The organism is Maribacter sp. 1_MG-2023 (genome assembly GCF_030547005.1).
Lineage (GTDB): Bacteria > Bacteroidota > Bacteroidia > Flavobacteriales > Flavobacteriaceae > Maribacter.
Genome location: NZ_JAUOPN010000001.1, coordinates 287,393 through 302,486, shown reverse-complemented (window position 1 = coordinate 302,486; position 15,094 = coordinate 287,393). Strand labels below are relative to the sequence as shown.

Annotated in this window: 10 protein-coding genes; 4 read left to right on the top strand and 6 right to left on the bottom strand. The window is 34.9% G+C overall.

Annotation, left to right across the window (positions count from 1 at the left end; translation table 11 throughout):
- The first annotated feature begins 161 nt into the window (after positions 1-161).
- The 4 genes from Q4500_RS01450 to Q4500_RS01435 all read left to right on the top strand — a co-directional run bounded on the left by Q4500_RS01450 (position 162) and on the right by Q4500_RS01435 (position 5,725).
- Positions 162-1,469 carry a sulfatase-like hydrolase/transferase gene (locus Q4500_RS01450; protein WP_303597977.1) on the top strand — a complete coding sequence of 436 codons (1,308 nt, stop codon included), beginning with the start codon at positions 162-164 and terminating at the stop codon, positions 1,467-1,469.
- A 78-nt stretch (positions 1,470-1,547) separates the two neighbouring features.
- A complete protein-coding gene (locus Q4500_RS01445; protein ID WP_303597976.1) occupies positions 1,548-3,386 on the top strand; it encodes a sulfatase in 1,839 nt (612 codons plus the stop codon).
- Between the two features lie 22 nt (positions 3,387-3,408).
- A complete protein-coding gene (locus Q4500_RS01440; protein ID WP_303597975.1) occupies positions 3,409-4,299 on the top strand; it encodes a family 16 glycosylhydrolase in 891 nt (296 codons plus the stop codon).
- A gap of 181 nt (positions 4,300-4,480) precedes the next feature.
- Positions 4,481-5,725, top strand: a complete 1,245-nt coding sequence (locus tag Q4500_RS01435) for a family 43 glycosylhydrolase (protein ID WP_303597974.1) — start codon at positions 4,481-4,483, stop codon at positions 5,723-5,725.
- A gap of 85 nt (positions 5,726-5,810) precedes the next feature.
- Here the strand turns inward: Q4500_RS01435 and Q4500_RS01430 are convergent, their stop codons facing one another.
- The 6 genes from Q4500_RS01430 to Q4500_RS01405 all read right to left on the bottom strand — a co-directional run bounded on the left by Q4500_RS01430 (position 5,811) and on the right by Q4500_RS01405 (position 15,073).
- Positions 5,811-7,379 (bottom strand): alpha-L-fucosidase, encoded by a 1,569-nt coding sequence (locus tag Q4500_RS01430; protein WP_303597973.1) that lies wholly within the window; start codon positions 7,377-7,379, stop codon positions 5,811-5,813.
- An 83-nt stretch (positions 7,380-7,462) separates the two neighbouring features.
- Positions 7,463-8,971, bottom strand: a complete 1,509-nt coding sequence (locus Q4500_RS01425; protein WP_303597972.1) for an arylsulfatase — start codon at positions 8,969-8,971, stop codon at positions 7,463-7,465.
- A gap of 112 nt (positions 8,972-9,083) precedes the next feature.
- Positions 9,084-10,007: a DUF1080 domain-containing protein gene (locus Q4500_RS01420; protein ID WP_303597971.1), complete on the bottom strand. Its 924-nt coding sequence runs from the start codon at positions 10,005-10,007 to the stop codon at positions 9,084-9,086.
- A 78-nt stretch (positions 10,008-10,085) separates the two neighbouring features.
- Positions 10,086-11,633 (bottom strand): alpha-L-fucosidase, encoded by a 1,548-nt coding sequence (locus Q4500_RS01415; protein WP_303597970.1) that lies wholly within the window; start codon positions 11,631-11,633, stop codon positions 10,086-10,088.
- Positions 11,634-11,750: 117 nt separating this feature from the next.
- Entirely contained in the window at positions 11,751-13,373 is a 1,623-nt protein-coding gene (locus Q4500_RS01410) for a DUF5060 domain-containing protein (RefSeq protein WP_303597969.1), read from the bottom strand.
- A gap of 38 nt (positions 13,374-13,411) precedes the next feature.
- Positions 13,412-15,073, bottom strand: a complete 1,662-nt coding sequence (locus Q4500_RS01405) for a sulfatase (RefSeq protein WP_303597968.1) — start codon at positions 15,071-15,073, stop codon at positions 13,412-13,414.
- Between the last annotated feature and the right edge of the window lie 21 nt (positions 15,074-15,094).

Below are 15,094 nucleotides of genomic sequence, written 5' to 3'. Positions count from 1 at the left end.
ACCAAATTCCCCTGAATTTAAAAATAAATCATATATGGTAGTTTTCTACTTATCCATTATCCTCTTCCCATTTATCAATTGATATATTTATTTTTTTAAAGAATAGCCAATTACATGTTTTGAGAACTATATGTTTTTGGTCGGTTAAAAGAATACGATAAATGAAAAAAACATTTCTTCTTACTATACTTTTTTTTGGTTTTGCAATAAGCTCCTATGCGCAAATGAATATTCTGTTCATAGAATCTGATGACCAGAGCAATCAGACCGTGGCAGCTTATGGTAACTCAACAATGATCACGCCTTATATTGATGAACTTGCAAAAGAAGGCACATCATTTACGGCTGCATATAACATGGGGTGCTGGTCTCCTGCAGTTTGTATCCCAAGCAGAACAATGCTTATCTACGGCAAATATCTATGGGAATCTCAAGAAATAAATAAACAAAATGCCCCAAAGTCATTGCCAGAGAGATTACATGATAGTGGCTATTATACTTTTATGACAGGTAAGTGGCATGCCATGGGAAAAAATGTAAAAGAAATTTTCGATGAAACCGGAAGCATACAGCCAGGTCAGTTAAAAACCTATAATTCGCCTGCAGGTCACATTACCGATATTACGGCAAATGAAGCAGTTTACTTTGTGAAGACTTACAATAACGACAGGCCATTTTTTGCTTATGTAGCTTTTAATGCACCACATGTTCCAAGACAGACCAAGCAAAAATATTATGACTTGTATCCTGCGGATAACATAAAATTACCAGCTAGTTTTTCTGATAAAATGCCTCTGAACAAAAATGTAAAATACCAATATGCACCAGACCCGTTAAGAATTAAAACGATGCAGCAACGTGTACAGCAAAACAATGCAATGGTAACACATATGGATGCACGCATTGGTGACATTATACAGGCCCTAAAAGATAAAAATATCTATGACAATACGATTATTGTTTTTACTTCTGACCACGGTATTAATTTTGGCGAAAACGGAGTTGCAGGTAAGGTTTGTCTTTATGAACCCAGTGTTACCGCTCCATTAATTATTAAAGCTCCCTCGGCGAAGCCAAACACCAAAATTACATCTCGTGTGTATTTACAAGATGTAGTACCTACTCTATTTGATTTAATCGATTTAGAAACAACCGATACTATAGATTTTAAAAGCTTAGTTCCACTCTTAGCTGAAGATAAAGAAACAAGACCATCTATTTATTTGGCGATGTTCGATGATCAACGAGGCATCATTTCAAAAAATAAGAAACTGATTGTTTATCCTAAAACAGGAAATCTAGAATTATACAATTTGACCGATGACCCTTGGGAAACAACGAACTTAAGTACTAAAAAGATATCAAAATCTACCATAACCCATCTTTTGACTCAACTTAAAGAATGGCAATTGAAAACTTTAGACAAAACAGATTTAAGCGACATCTATTCAAAATATAACCTGAAATAAATATGGCTACGGTTTCTTTTAAACTCAACCGTAATTTTAAAAACTATAAATACACATTAAATAAAAACAGGATTACCAATGAATTTTAAGTCTATTATATTCAGCGTTATTATTGGACTTTCAACTTTTCTCAGAGCTCAAGAAAAACCCAATGTAGTTTGGATTGTATCAGAAGATAATTCAAAGCACTACATGAAACTTTTTGATAAAAACGGTGTAGCAACACCCAACATTGAAAAGCTAGCAAAAAAAGTAGTTCAATTCAACAGGGCTTTTTCAAATGCTGCTGTATGCAGTGCTGCAAGGTCTAGTATTATTACAGGTGTTTTTGGTCCGAAACTAGCAACACATTACCATAGATCAGAACAAAAAGTAACACTACCCGAAAACATAAAGATGTTTCCTGAATATCTGCGAGATGCCGGGTATTATACGAGCAATAATGCAAAGGAAGATTATAATATTTTAAAAAATGACGATGTTTGGGACGATTCTTCAAAGAAAGCAAGTTGGAGAAACAGAAAAAAAGGACAACCCTTTTTTCATGTGTTTAATATTGGAACTACTCATGAAGGGCAACTACATTTTTCTGAAAAAGATGTTGAGTCTATAAAAACGAAAACAAATATTGAAACCGTCTTCGTACAACCTAATCATCCTCAAACCGAAACATTTAAACACACCAATGCTATTTATCGCGATTTAATCGTAAAAATGGACGGACAAATAGGAGAAGTCATCGACCAATTACAAGATGATAATCTACTCGAAAATACTATTGTGTTTTATTATGGCGACCACGGCGGCGTTTTACCTAACAGTAAAGGCTATTTAAAAGAAACCGGTTTACATGTTCCGCTAGTGATCTATATTCCAGAAAAGTTCAAAAATTTATCTCCTTTTACTGCCGGTACCTCAACGAACACCTTTGTTAGCTTCATTGATTTTAGTGCAACGGTATTAAACTTAGCTGGTATTGCAATACCAGAAACTATAGACGGTAGCCCTTTTTTAGGCGCAAACGTCTCTAAAACCACCCTAAAGAATAACGAGACTTACGGTTATGCAGATCGGTTTGACGAAAAGTATGACATGGTCAGAAGCTTACGCAAGGGGAACTTAAAATACATACGAAATTTTCAACCATTTACTGTTGATGCTTTAATGAACCAATATAGATATAAACAATTGGCGTATAGAGAATGGAAAACACTTTTTGATAATGGAAAACTAAACGAAATACAGTCACAATTTTTTAAACCAAAAGCCCCTGAAGAATTATATGATGTAGAAAATGACCCTTATGAAACCATCAACCTTGCGAACAATCCTGCATATCAAAAAAGCTTAAAACAGCTTAGAAAAAACCTAAATGGTTGGATGAGTTCAATGCCAGACCTGTCATTATTTCCTGAAAATTATATTATTGACGAGGCTTTTAATGATCCTATTGCGTTTGGACAAGCACATAAAACAGAAATTTCAAAATACCTGAAAATTGCTAATCTACAGGTAATACCTTTTCACAAGGCGCAACACAAATTGAAAAAGTATTTAAAATCTACCGATGAATTGGAACGCTATTGGGCGTTGATATCGTGCTCTAGTTTTGGAGCACAAGCAGGTGCATTTACCAATCAAATTAAACAAATAATGAAGTCTGATCCATTGTTGATAAATAAAATGCGCGCTGCAGAGTTTTTAGGTATTATCGGAATATTGGATAGCTCTAAGTATTTAACAGAAATATTATATGAATCTACCAATGAAAAAGAAGCGCTGTTAATACTCAATACTATCGCTTTACTACAAGACTATTATCAGAAATACCAATTTAATATAGACATCAAAAAATTAGACAAGGCTGTTTTCAAAAACAAACTTATTCAAGAAAGAGTTACCTATTTAAATAATTAAAATCTTACAAAAACCTATACAAATGAAATCAAACTATATCACTTTAAAGCAACTACTATTTACGAGCTTGATATTAACTGTTGGAACCATGGTTGCTCAGAAATCTCCACACTTTAATGATGGTGAAGATCCAAAACCAACTACTCAAAAATGGAAATTGGTAAAAAATATGTCCGATGAATTTGAGGGCAAAAAAGTAGACGAGAAAAAATGGCAAATTTCAGGGCAAGGTTGGATCGGTAGAGCACCAGGATTATTTCAGGCAGAAAATATAAAAGTTGAAGATGGCGGTTTAAAGATTACTACAAAACTGCTACCGCAACCAGTAACAAAACAAAGTAAAGAATACACCCATGGTGGCGGTTATGTTGGCTCTAGAAACGCCATGACCTATGGGTATTACGAATGCGAAATGAAAGCCAATAAAACCTTTATGTCCTCTACTTTTTGGCTGATTAACGAATCTAGTGAATTAGAAGGATGCGACAAAAGAACAACAGAATTAGATATTCAAGAAAGCGTTGGTCAAATTACAAATGATGCCGAATGGATGAAGAATTTTGACCAATCTATGAACTCGAACACACACAGCAGAAATATTCCTGATGGGTGTGACTATGAAAAAGGTTCTAATAAATCTGGCGCTTTAGTTGGAGGAAAAGTATATGATGATTTTCATGTGTATGGCGTATGGTGGAAATCTAAAGATGAAGTACTATTCTTTTTAGACGGTAAATTTCTAGCTCAAGTTACCCCTCCTGCAGATTATGATATAGAAATGTACTTGAGAATGGTAGTTGAAACCTACAACTGGAATCCGGTTCCAGCAGATGGCGGAATGAATGGCACTGAAGCCGAAAGAACGACCACTTACAATTGGGTACGGTCTTGGGAATTAGTAGAAAGCAAGTAAACCGCATCCCCAAATTACCTATTAAATTATAGTACTATTTTTTTGGAGAAATATTACCATCTATTAACTGAAAATGTAGGATAACATTATTCAGACTAACACTAGAATTATAAATACAAGAAATGTCTTTACAAGACAAATTTAAACAAAAGAACAAAACACTAATTATAGAATAACAAACATGAAAAATCAATCATCATTATTGCCTATAGTTACATTATTGCTTTTACTATCATGCAAAGCTACCTCACAATCATTCCCTTTTAAATTACCAAAAGAGAAACCAGATATACCATTAAGTGCATCCATGCAACGTAATTACGACGGCTATATGGCGCCAAGACCTGAAGACAACGAGCTCTATACTCAATTTAAATACACCGAACTAAAAGGCTTAGATTATAATAATCATGACGGTACGATAAGTAGAAGAGATCCATCAAAAGTGATTTTTGAAAACGGAAAATATTATGTTTGGTACACTTACAGAAATACTGTAACCTCACCTAAAGGAGCAAAATTAGCAACAGAAACTATTCCTTCTGCAGATTGGGATTTGGCTGAAATATGGTATGCCACAAGTACAGATGGTTTTACTTGGGAAGAGCAAGGTGTTGCCATACCACGCCCATCAAAACCTAATTTAGGACACCGTTCCATATCAACAGCAGATATTTTAAAATGGAAAGGAAAGTATTATATGTATTACCAAGGTTTTAGTGAGCCCAGTGGAACAAGAGGCGATGATTGCCCAGTTCTAATGTCTTTCGCAGATTCACCAGACGGACCATGGACGGCAACGAACAAAATTGTTATCCCAAATGGCACAAAAAACGCTTGGGATCAATTCTCTATACACGATCCATATCCATTAGTATATAAAGGCAAAATTTACCTGTACTACAAATCTGATTTTGATGGGCAACCAAATTTGGTAAGAATGCAAGGTTTAGCGACTGCCGATGATCCATACGGACCATTTACTAAAAACCCTTTGAACCCAGTTTTAACCTCTGGGCACGAGACTACCCTTTTTCCTTTTAAAACGGGTATAGCTGCCCTAAGTATTAGAGATGGAAATGAACACAATACCATACAATATTCAGAGGACGGTATCAATTTTAATATTGCTGCTATTACAGAATTAATGCCAGATGCGGCAGGTCCTTTTATTCCAGATGCATTTACAGACACCAAAGATGGTAGAGGCATTACTTGGGGAATATCACATTTTACTAGCGTAAATGGTTGGAGTACAAATCACGCCATTTTAACACGATTTGATTGTGATCTAAGTTTAGATATCGATGACCAAGACATGAAAAAAGCCCATGTATACCATAAGCCCGAATTTTATTATAAGCAGGGATTAAATAAAGAGCAACAAGAACGCATTCGTTTACAGAATGAAACACTAATAGAATAAGTAACAAAAAAGAAAAATATGATTTTTTGGGATTTTTATTAATCCAAAAAATCATATTTATTCTTATCAGTTTAGTTTTTAATAACTAATCTACATGAGCATCAATATTACCTCCAATATTATTTTCTTTATAGCCTTCTAGCAACACTTTAAAAGCGTGAGCATAATCAGAAGGTAATTTTGATGGAGCTTGTATAACTAAACCTCTTTCGTCTTTAACCCAGTTGATTTCTTCTTTGCTTCCTAAAAGCGATATACTTTCTATTTTAGAATTTAAAACTCCAATATCAGTAGATAATGATTTCACCACAATTTCAGTATCAGGGGTGTCCATTACGATAATGTAAAATTCCTTATCCGATTTTTTAGTAAATCTGATATCCGTATTCTTATATTCTATTTTGAATTTCTCTACTTTATGTCCGCCTTCCGGTAAACGGGTAGGTCCTTCTCCGAATATCGTCCAAGGTCTAGTGCCGTAAATAGCATCTCCATTAATAGCCAACCAAGCTCCCATATCAATTAATAGGTCTTGCATCTCTTGAGGAATAGAACCATCTGGATTTGGAGGAACGTTTAAAAGCATCAATCCATTTTTAGAAACAATATCCACCAAGATATCAACAAGTTCATTTGGAGTTTTAAATTTCGCATTTGGTCTATAAAACCAGGCACCAGGGGAAGTATCTGTTAACCACGAAGGAGACTTTGGCTGATTTGGTCTGCCACGTTCATAATCTTTAACAGCAACCGTTTCAGGAAAAGTAGTTTCTTTATAAGATACCACAACCTCTTTATTCCATTCTATACCTTTGTTATAATAATAAGCTAAGAACTCTAGTCGAGACTCTTCGGTCATATTTTCTAGCCACCAATCAAACCAAATTAATTCTGGCTGATATACATCTATGTACTCCTTCATTTTTGCCCACCAATCTTTATAAAATTGTTCATCTGGAGTATCAGATTCTAACGAGTGTGGGTTGGTATACAAGTCATAATCTTCAGCGTTCACACCACCGTACTTATGGGCTGGAGCAAAATATTTCCATGTAAATGCATGATGAAAAGAAGCCATAAATTTTAAGCCTTTAGCTTCAATTTCTTTCTTTAACTCTGCCGAAGGGTCTATTCCCCCATAATTCATAGAATTCCATCTTGTAGTTTTGCTATCCCACATGGCAAAATTATCATGGTGCATAGCCACAGGTCCTGCAAATTTAGCTCCCGATTTTACAAACAGCTCTGCCCATTGTTTCGCATCAAATGCTGATGGATCAAATTGTTCTATGATATGTTTATATCCATATTTTTTAGGATTTCCATATTTTTTAGAATGATGTTCAAAATTAGAGGTAGGGTTGCCGTTTTTAGTTGGTACTCTTTTACCATCTTCATACATTTTCATGCCGTGCCAACCTGAGTAGAATTTATCGGGTTCTGTACCTTCAAAAGCTGAAGAAACGGGTCCCCAATGAGCATAGATACCAAATTTTGCATCTTGAAACCAATCAGGGCTAGCATTCACTTTTTCTAGGGATTCCCAATTTTCTTCAAATTTAGGGCTCTTGCTTTTATCTACCGTATTACTATCTTGACCATAAGCAAGAGAAAACAACACGGACAGGCATAGCGTAAATTTTATTTTTTTCATTTTAAATTGAATTATGTTTAGCCCATTATCTTAACTGATTATTCTATCAGAAAAAGCGACGTAGCCTAAAGTGTATCTATTAATTATATTTTTGTTCCTTCACCACTAGATCGAAGTGTATTGTAGGCATTAAAAAGTTCTTCTATCTTTTCTTTGTATTTAGGCTTATTTACCAAATTGAATTTTTCATTCTCTTCGCTATTATTTTTTAAATTGAATAATGCCAACGGCTTTCTTGTATTGTCGGTTTTATCTTTTTTATCGAAAGCAATTATCAATTTATAACCGTCTTTAACAATCATAGCTTCTCGACTAGTACCCGATTGATTTATTAAGTATGGATGTACCTCTCTAGAAGTTTGCCCTAAAAGCGTTGGTAATAAATTAGCCGAATCGTTGGCTTGGTTTTCTTCAATTTCTTGGTTTGTAATTGCAGCAAGCGTGCCTAATACATCGAGACCTAAAACAGGCGTGTTAGAAATAGAACCCGGTTCAATTTTACCCGCCCAAGAGGCAATAAATGGAACTCGTTGACCACCTTCATAAGGTTGGTTTTTACCGCCACGATAAATATCATTAGATCGGTGACCAGAGGCCATAGTTTCCTTTCTTTGCAGACCACCATTATCAGAAGTAAAAATGATTAATGTATTCTCGTATATACCTTTCTTTTTAAGCGTTTCTATTAGCATCGCCATTTGTATATCTAATTCTTTCACCAAATCTAAATGGTGCGATGGTGTCGTTTCCACTATTTTTATATCATTAAGCTCTTTGGTAGGTGTATGTGGCAAATGCACCGCAAGAGAACAGTAATACATAAAGAAGGGTTTATCTTTATTGGTAGTTTCAATAAAATCTATGGCTTTATTTACTAATAGAGGCCCCATATTATGAGGATCCCAAGCGGTGTCACCTAAACCTTCATCTTTATCTAGCTTAACACCAAGTTTGGTCATGTTCTCTTGAGAAATATAACCTATTTCAGAATTCTCACTCAAAGGCATCCATTTTTGGTTCTCATAGACTACGTAAGGTACATTCTGGATTCCGGCAGGGAAAGTTAGGCTATAATCAAATCCGTTTTGTATTGGTCCTTTACCTGCTATTTGCCGAACATCAACATCAAGTTCTACATGTTTGCGTGGGCCTTCATGTATTTGAGTAGAATCTCCTTTTTTATAGAAGTCCATTCCAAAACCCCATTTACCTAAAAAAGCAGTTTGGTAGCCTGCATTTTTCATCAACTTACCCAAGGTCAATTGATCTGGTTCAATTGGTGAAGGTTGGTAGGCACCCCAAACACCCCACGGCGCATAACTGCGGTAACAATTATTACCTGTCATAATTGCATATCTTGAAGGAGCACAAAGGGCAGCAGGTGAATGTGCATCTGTAAAAACCATACCTTCTTTAGCAAGTTGATCTAAAGCAGGTGTTTCTACCACAATATTTTCAGAGTGCATTTTTCTATAATAAGAAACATCGCCTACACCTATATCATCAGCTAAAATCACAATAACATTTGGCTTTTCTTGAGCCGATAAAATTGCTGTTATTACAAAAAGGCAAGCAGTAGCAAAATTTTTCATTCAATTATTTTATAATGGGATTACTAGAATAGTAATACACTCAAAAATAATTTAATAGCACACTATAGCTAATAACGTATGATTCTGAAACTAGAACGGATGATTAAACAGATTAAAAATCAGCGTATTTTGAAGGAAAGCTGCTTATCGGAGTAAGTGTAAGGTTCTTATAGTAAACCTCAGCAGCTTCTGATTGTAATTGAATCTTACCTTTAACAACTGGTATCGTTGAACCATCTATGTCATACCTAGCATTTTTTACCCTGTTTACCACAATACCATTTACAAGATGAATACTCTCACTGCCCAAACAATAGATTTCTAATGTATTCCACTGACCATGTGGCTTTTCATGAAGCTCAGATTTACTTGATTGACTAGCCTCAAATTCTGGTCCGTATTTTAAAGGAGTAACAGTACCCTTTGGATTATACATAAAAAATGGCTTATCACCATCCTTTATTTTTCTCTCTACCGGTCCATCACCATATACATTACCTAAAGCAATAAAATCACCACAATCACCTTCTTGAACTTGAAATTCTAAACTAGCCATCCATACGTTCCAAAATGCACCGTGCGGACCTTGAGCATGGTAAAGTATTCCACTATCTCTTTTTGTATTCAGCCTTGGTTCCCATTTCTTATCTCCCCATTTAAAATGTACCGAAAGGTGATAATTACCATATTCATTTTTGGTGGTTAAACCTCCATAAATTTCTCCTGTAATTTTTAATATAGTTTCTCCATTTTCTTTTTGTACAGAAAATACATTCTTAGGATCTTTATTTAATCCTAAAGGTTTTCCGGTTTGCACATTATCAAACTTTTCTACATCTAAATCAACTGAGGTATGCACAGCGCCCATCCAAACTTCCCATTTAGACAACGTAGAATCTAGCATATGTATAGAATCATTATCTAGGCTGTTTTTTGCATCTATATCTATTGTCGATTTGCATCCGAAAAGCAAAGCGAAAAATAAGATTGAACAAATTAATAGTTGGTAAGACAAACACTGCTTATGTAATTTCATAATAATCGATTTTAATAAAAAAAAACCAAGACCTCTAACAACAAAAGTCTTGGCGAACAATTAAATTAAACTAACAAACTATCGTAAATCGAACTGAATAACATACGCGAAATCTCCTGGTTTTTCTTTAGGCATAGTAACCTTTAAACCGTCAGTCTCTTGACTCCACTTAATTTTATCTGTACTACCCAATACTTTTGCATTGGTAATTTCTAAATCTTTTACATATTCAGAATCTTTAGCTAAAGACTCAATATTTACCATACCGTCTTCTGGCCAATCCAAAACAATGGCGAACAACTTATTATCTTTTATGGTAAACCTGATGTCTTTTGATGATAAACCTTCATTATTACCCTCAGAATGATGTCCTTTTTTTACCTCTGTCGGACCCTCTCCAAATGTTTTCCAGTATGTAGTATCATAAATAGCATCGCCATTAATCTTTAGCCAATCTCCGATTTGAAATAATATAGCCTGCTGATCTTCTGGGATCGTACCGTCAGATTTAGGACCCACATTTAACAATAGATTTCCGTTTTTACTTACAATATCTACTAAATCATCTACAATTTCATTGGCTGTTTTAGACTCCCAATTGGTAACATGGCTCCAAGAATTTTTACCGATTGAAGTATCTGTCTGCCATGGTAATTTGCGAATACCAGGCAGCTTACCTCTTTCTAGATCGTAAACAACCGTACCTTCAGGAAAAGCCTCATGAGAGAAGTTCTTATCTTGTAACACCACCTCTTTATTCCATTCTATACCTTTATTATAGTAGTATGCCGCTAACTTTGGCCTTTGATCTGCAAAGTCAGGAATGTCAAGGTAAAAATCGAACCACAAGATATCTGGTTGGTAATTATCGATAATATCTTTAGTTCGTGCCCACCATAACTCTTTGAACTCTTCAGAAACCGGTTCATTTAAGTCTTTACCTTTTGTAGAGTATAAATCGGCGTTTGCAGGATCAGTAGTATCAAATTTATCTTTCTTATTATAAAAAGACCAGTTGAAGGCGAAATGCGAAGAAGCCCCCATAATCATGCCTTTTTCACGACCAGCTTTAAATAATTCTCCTAAAATATCTTTTTTAGGTCCCATGTCAACAGAATTCCAACGGGTTACGTTAGACTTGTACATTGCAAAACCATCATGATGTTCTGCAACTGGTATTACATACTTAGCCCCAGCTTTCTCAAAAATATCGATCCATTGGTTGGCATCGAAATTTTCTCCTTTAAACATTGGTATGAAATCTTTATAACCGAATTCTTTCTGATCACCCCATTTTTCTTTGTGATGTAAATACACATCTGATGGTCCTTTTTGTCCAAGTTCTAATTGTGCAGAAAAGGTAGCAGAATCCATATACATTTTTCGAGGGTACCATTCAGAGCTATAAGCTGGTACAGTGTAAGCACCCCAGTGAATAAAAATTCCGAATTTTTGTTTATTAAACCATGCAGGATCTTTATAGTTAGCTTTTATAGATTCCCAGTTTGCTTCGTAAACTGGTTTCGCTTGTACTACCGTTTCTTTCTTTTCTTTTTTATCAGCACAAGAAAAGAATGTTGCTGTACAGACCATAAAAGCGAATAACTTATATCTTTTTAAATTCATGGTAAATATCTCTTATTAGTTTTTTTTAATTCCCTTGAAGCGAAATTCGAATTATCTTGGAGAAAGCATTAAAACGTATGTCTTTTATAATAGATCAAATGATTTATATGCTGCTTTTTAAAGTGAATTAAGCCTAGAAATCAATACTGCATCGGCTTTTCCTTGCCATGGCGATATTAATTTCCCTGTTTTTGGAAGTCCGATAGTTTGACTAAACTCACCTGTTAATGTATTGAACCATTGTAATGATCTTTTTGAGCTTTCCCTTTTTAGAAAAGCCGCATCTATGCCATAATTTTCTTTGTGCATATACAATAGAACAGTTTCATTGTCATCAGTTAAATTGTATGCGCTGCCATTATGCCAAGGAGTGGGTTTTAACTTGGTAAAGTCAAATTCTGCAAATAACTTTTGCATATGCTCAAAATATTCAAATTTTGGTTTTATGAAATCTTCTGGCTGTTCAAAAGGGTTATAAATGATAACATTCCATGAAGCGCCTTGCCAATAATAAGTAGTATAAACACCTGCAAACAAGCACATATAATTTCTTCGCAAGCAAGTTTCAGCATTTACATAATCTCCAGTAAACACAGTATATGGGGACTCTTCATAACCTCCATGTTCAATATTAAAAATCGGTTTGTCTTTAAACTTAATCTTGGCATCTAGCATTTTATCATAGATATTATGCGACCAATTTTGAGTAGAAATAAAATCTACTTTATCAGGAAAGTTAGAGCAGTATTTAAAGTCGTGTACCGAGACCAATCTATTAAAGTGGTCATTTTCTCGTATTCTATCAATTCTACCATGTATATAATCTTCATCTGCCCTACCATAATAAAGCGCTTCTTTAGAAATGTCCCAAATCATATTCGGGAAAGCCTGATACCGTTTTACCACATAATCGAAATACATATTATCGGCCTCACTGTTCATATCTGGCCAAGCAACCAATTTATTCCATACATAGATCATAAGATGTGATGCTATACGCTTGTCATGCATCATACTAATAGTACGATCTAATCTTTGAAAGAAAATAGGGTTTAAAGCAGAGTAATCTGGATTCTCGTTGTTCCCCAAGAAAGGAAAAATATCATCTGCCCCTCCAAATTCATGTTCAGGGTGATTTTTAAGCTTTTCATCTTTATCCCAACTTACATCATAAGAAAAGACGTTCATTACAATCTGGTTGAAGCCATTTTCTGAAATAAGGTTTAACAAATGTTCGGTTTTAGGTAATTCTTTTTTATTATGATAATCGAGCGCATACAACCAATCGCATTCAAATGCCAATAAAAAATATGGTGTACCATCTTCATAATAAAAATGTTGAGAATCATCATCGTTAACTACAATACCACCGTGATTATTGGTCTGGGCTGTTGTTACCGTTATCTTACCCTTTTTATTATTTAATGCCTTTATTTCTGAAGAAGTTACATATGTATAATTACCTTCTGCAGCACTTGAGAACCTAAGAATCCATTCATTTTTTCCATTAAAAAAACCAGGCACCTTCTGTTGCATACCATTTTCATGAGTGAAAACGGCCGAAAATTCAGCCGTAAAAGGAGATGAATCTTTTGAGTTAGCTTGAAAGTTAATATCAAGAACTTCCCATTTTTGCACAGCGATAGCTTTTGTGCTATAGTTCTGCTTTTTTAATTGGGCAAAGCCATTAGTTGATACGATAATACATAAAAACACTACTGTTCTAAAAATGGCTTTCATACAAAATTGAATTATAATTAGTTTAAAAGAAGTACCGTTTAATCATTCCAGTGTTCATCTATTACCTTCTGAATATGTGGATACTTATCGCCATCCTCTTCATTTAAACTCTTTCGCTTTTGTAAAAGTTGATTTTTTAAATCTGCAATTACATCTTTGTAAACAGGGTTATCATATGCATTGTTCATTTCTTCAGGATCCTTACCTAAATCATAAAACTCCCACGCGACAGGTGTATCTATCTCAAACCTATTACCCCAACTTTTTTTATTCCACGTTGCCTTCAGATCTTTTGTATCTACCCAATACTTACCATAGAAAAAGATAAGTTTATATTGTTTTGTACGAATACCAAAATGCGCTGGGTTAGCATGCGCATGCGCCATATGCATCCAATATCTATAGTAGGTAGATTGTTGCCAGCCCTCTGGCTCTTTTCCCGTTTCTAGAATAGTTTTAAAACTATGTCCCTGCATTTGTTCAGGTGCTGTACCACCAGCCATATCAATTAAAGTAGGTGCAAAATCGGCATTATTGATAATGGCATCAGTTCTAGTACCTGCTTTTATTTTTTCAGGATAACGTACAAAGAATGGCATACGCATAGATTCTTCATACATCCATCTTTTATCAATATAATCATGTTCCCCTAGCATAAACCCTTGATCACCCGTATACACAATTATAGTATTATCATAAAGCCCCTCTTCTTTTAAAAATTTGATTAATCGCGCCACATTATCATCTACACCTTTCACACAACGTAAGTATCTTTTTAAATATTCTTGATAAGTGGCATGCGTATATTCTCTATCACTTAAGTTTAGTTTCTTTTGAAAAGAAGCATTAAACTCAGGATTAGAGATTTTCGTGAACTCATCGCTCCATAATCGCATACCCATACTTCTAATGGTATTTCGTTTAGAAACAGACGAGCCTATAACAGTTAACAACGAATCATTATTTCCTCTAGTTGCAACAGAACCATTATTACCATTTACATACAAGCTGGCCGGCTCTGGTATATATGCATCTTCTAAATAATCTTTATATCTAGGCGCATACTCAAAATCATCATGCGGCGCTTTATAGTGGTGCATTAAGAAAAATGGCTTGTCTTTATTTCTTTTATCCTTTAACCATTCAATAGTTAAATCGGTGATATTATCACTGGAGTGCCCCGTAGTTTCAATTCTATTTTTAGGCCATTCTTCCTCACCTTGTACAATAAACTCGGGATCATGGTATTTACCTTGCCCAGGTAAAACCGCATAATAATCAAATGATGCAGGTTCTTCTTCTAAGTGCCATTTACCCACAATAGCAGACTCATAACCTAACTTGCCCATTTCTTGAGGCAAATATTGCCTATCTGGTGGTATATGACCTTCTAGATCTAACACACCGTTTGCTTGGCTATATTGACCTGTTATTATTGTAGCTCTACTTGGCGTACAAATCGCATTTGTAACAAAACAATTATCAAAGACCATTCCCTCATTCGCTAACTGATCTAAAGCCGGTGTCGGGTTTAAGGTCGCCAATCTACTACCATAAATACCAAAGGCCTGAGTCGTATGATCATCGGCCATTATATAAATGATGTTTGGTTTTTTAGCCTCAACAGTTTCTTTAGGAGCTTCTTCACAAGCAGAAAAAAATACACCTATCAGAAAAATAAAAAAGAGTTTTTTGAACATTTTTAAGAGAGTTTTTAAGGT

Excerpts from the sequence above, each read along its gene's own strand:
- Q4500_RS01450 (WP_303597977.1), top strand. The coding sequence starts at position 162 with ATGAAAAAAACATTTCTTCTTACTATACTTTTTTTTGGTTTTGCAATA.
- Q4500_RS01445 (WP_303597976.1), top strand. The coding sequence starts at position 1,548 with ATGAATTTTAAGTCTATTATATTCAGCGTTATTATTGGACTTTCAACT.
- Q4500_RS01440 (WP_303597975.1), top strand. The coding sequence starts at position 3,409 with ATGAAATCAAACTATATCACTTTAAAGCAACTACTATTTACGAGCTTG.
- Q4500_RS01435 (WP_303597974.1), top strand. The coding sequence starts at position 4,481 with ATGAAAAATCAATCATCATTATTGCCTATAGTTACATTATTGCTTTTA.
- Q4500_RS01430 (WP_303597973.1), bottom strand. The coding sequence starts at position 7,379 with ATGAAAAAAATAAAATTTACGCTATGCCTGTCCGTGTTGTTTTCTCTT.
- Q4500_RS01425 (WP_303597972.1), bottom strand. The coding sequence starts at position 8,971 with ATGAAAAATTTTGCTACTGCTTGCCTTTTTGTAATAACAGCAATTTTA.
- Q4500_RS01420 (WP_303597971.1), bottom strand. The coding sequence starts at position 10,007 with ATGAAATTACATAAGCAGTGTTTGTCTTACCAACTATTAATTTGTTCA.
- Q4500_RS01415 (WP_303597970.1), bottom strand. The coding sequence starts at position 11,633 with ATGAATTTAAAAAGATATAAGTTATTCGCTTTTATGGTCTGTACAGCA.
- Q4500_RS01410 (WP_303597969.1), bottom strand. The coding sequence starts at position 13,373 with ATGAAAGCCATTTTTAGAACAGTAGTGTTTTTATGTATTATCGTATCA.
- Q4500_RS01405 (WP_303597968.1), bottom strand. The coding sequence starts at position 15,073 with ATGTTCAAAAAACTCTTTTTTATTTTTCTGATAGGTGTATTTTTTTCT.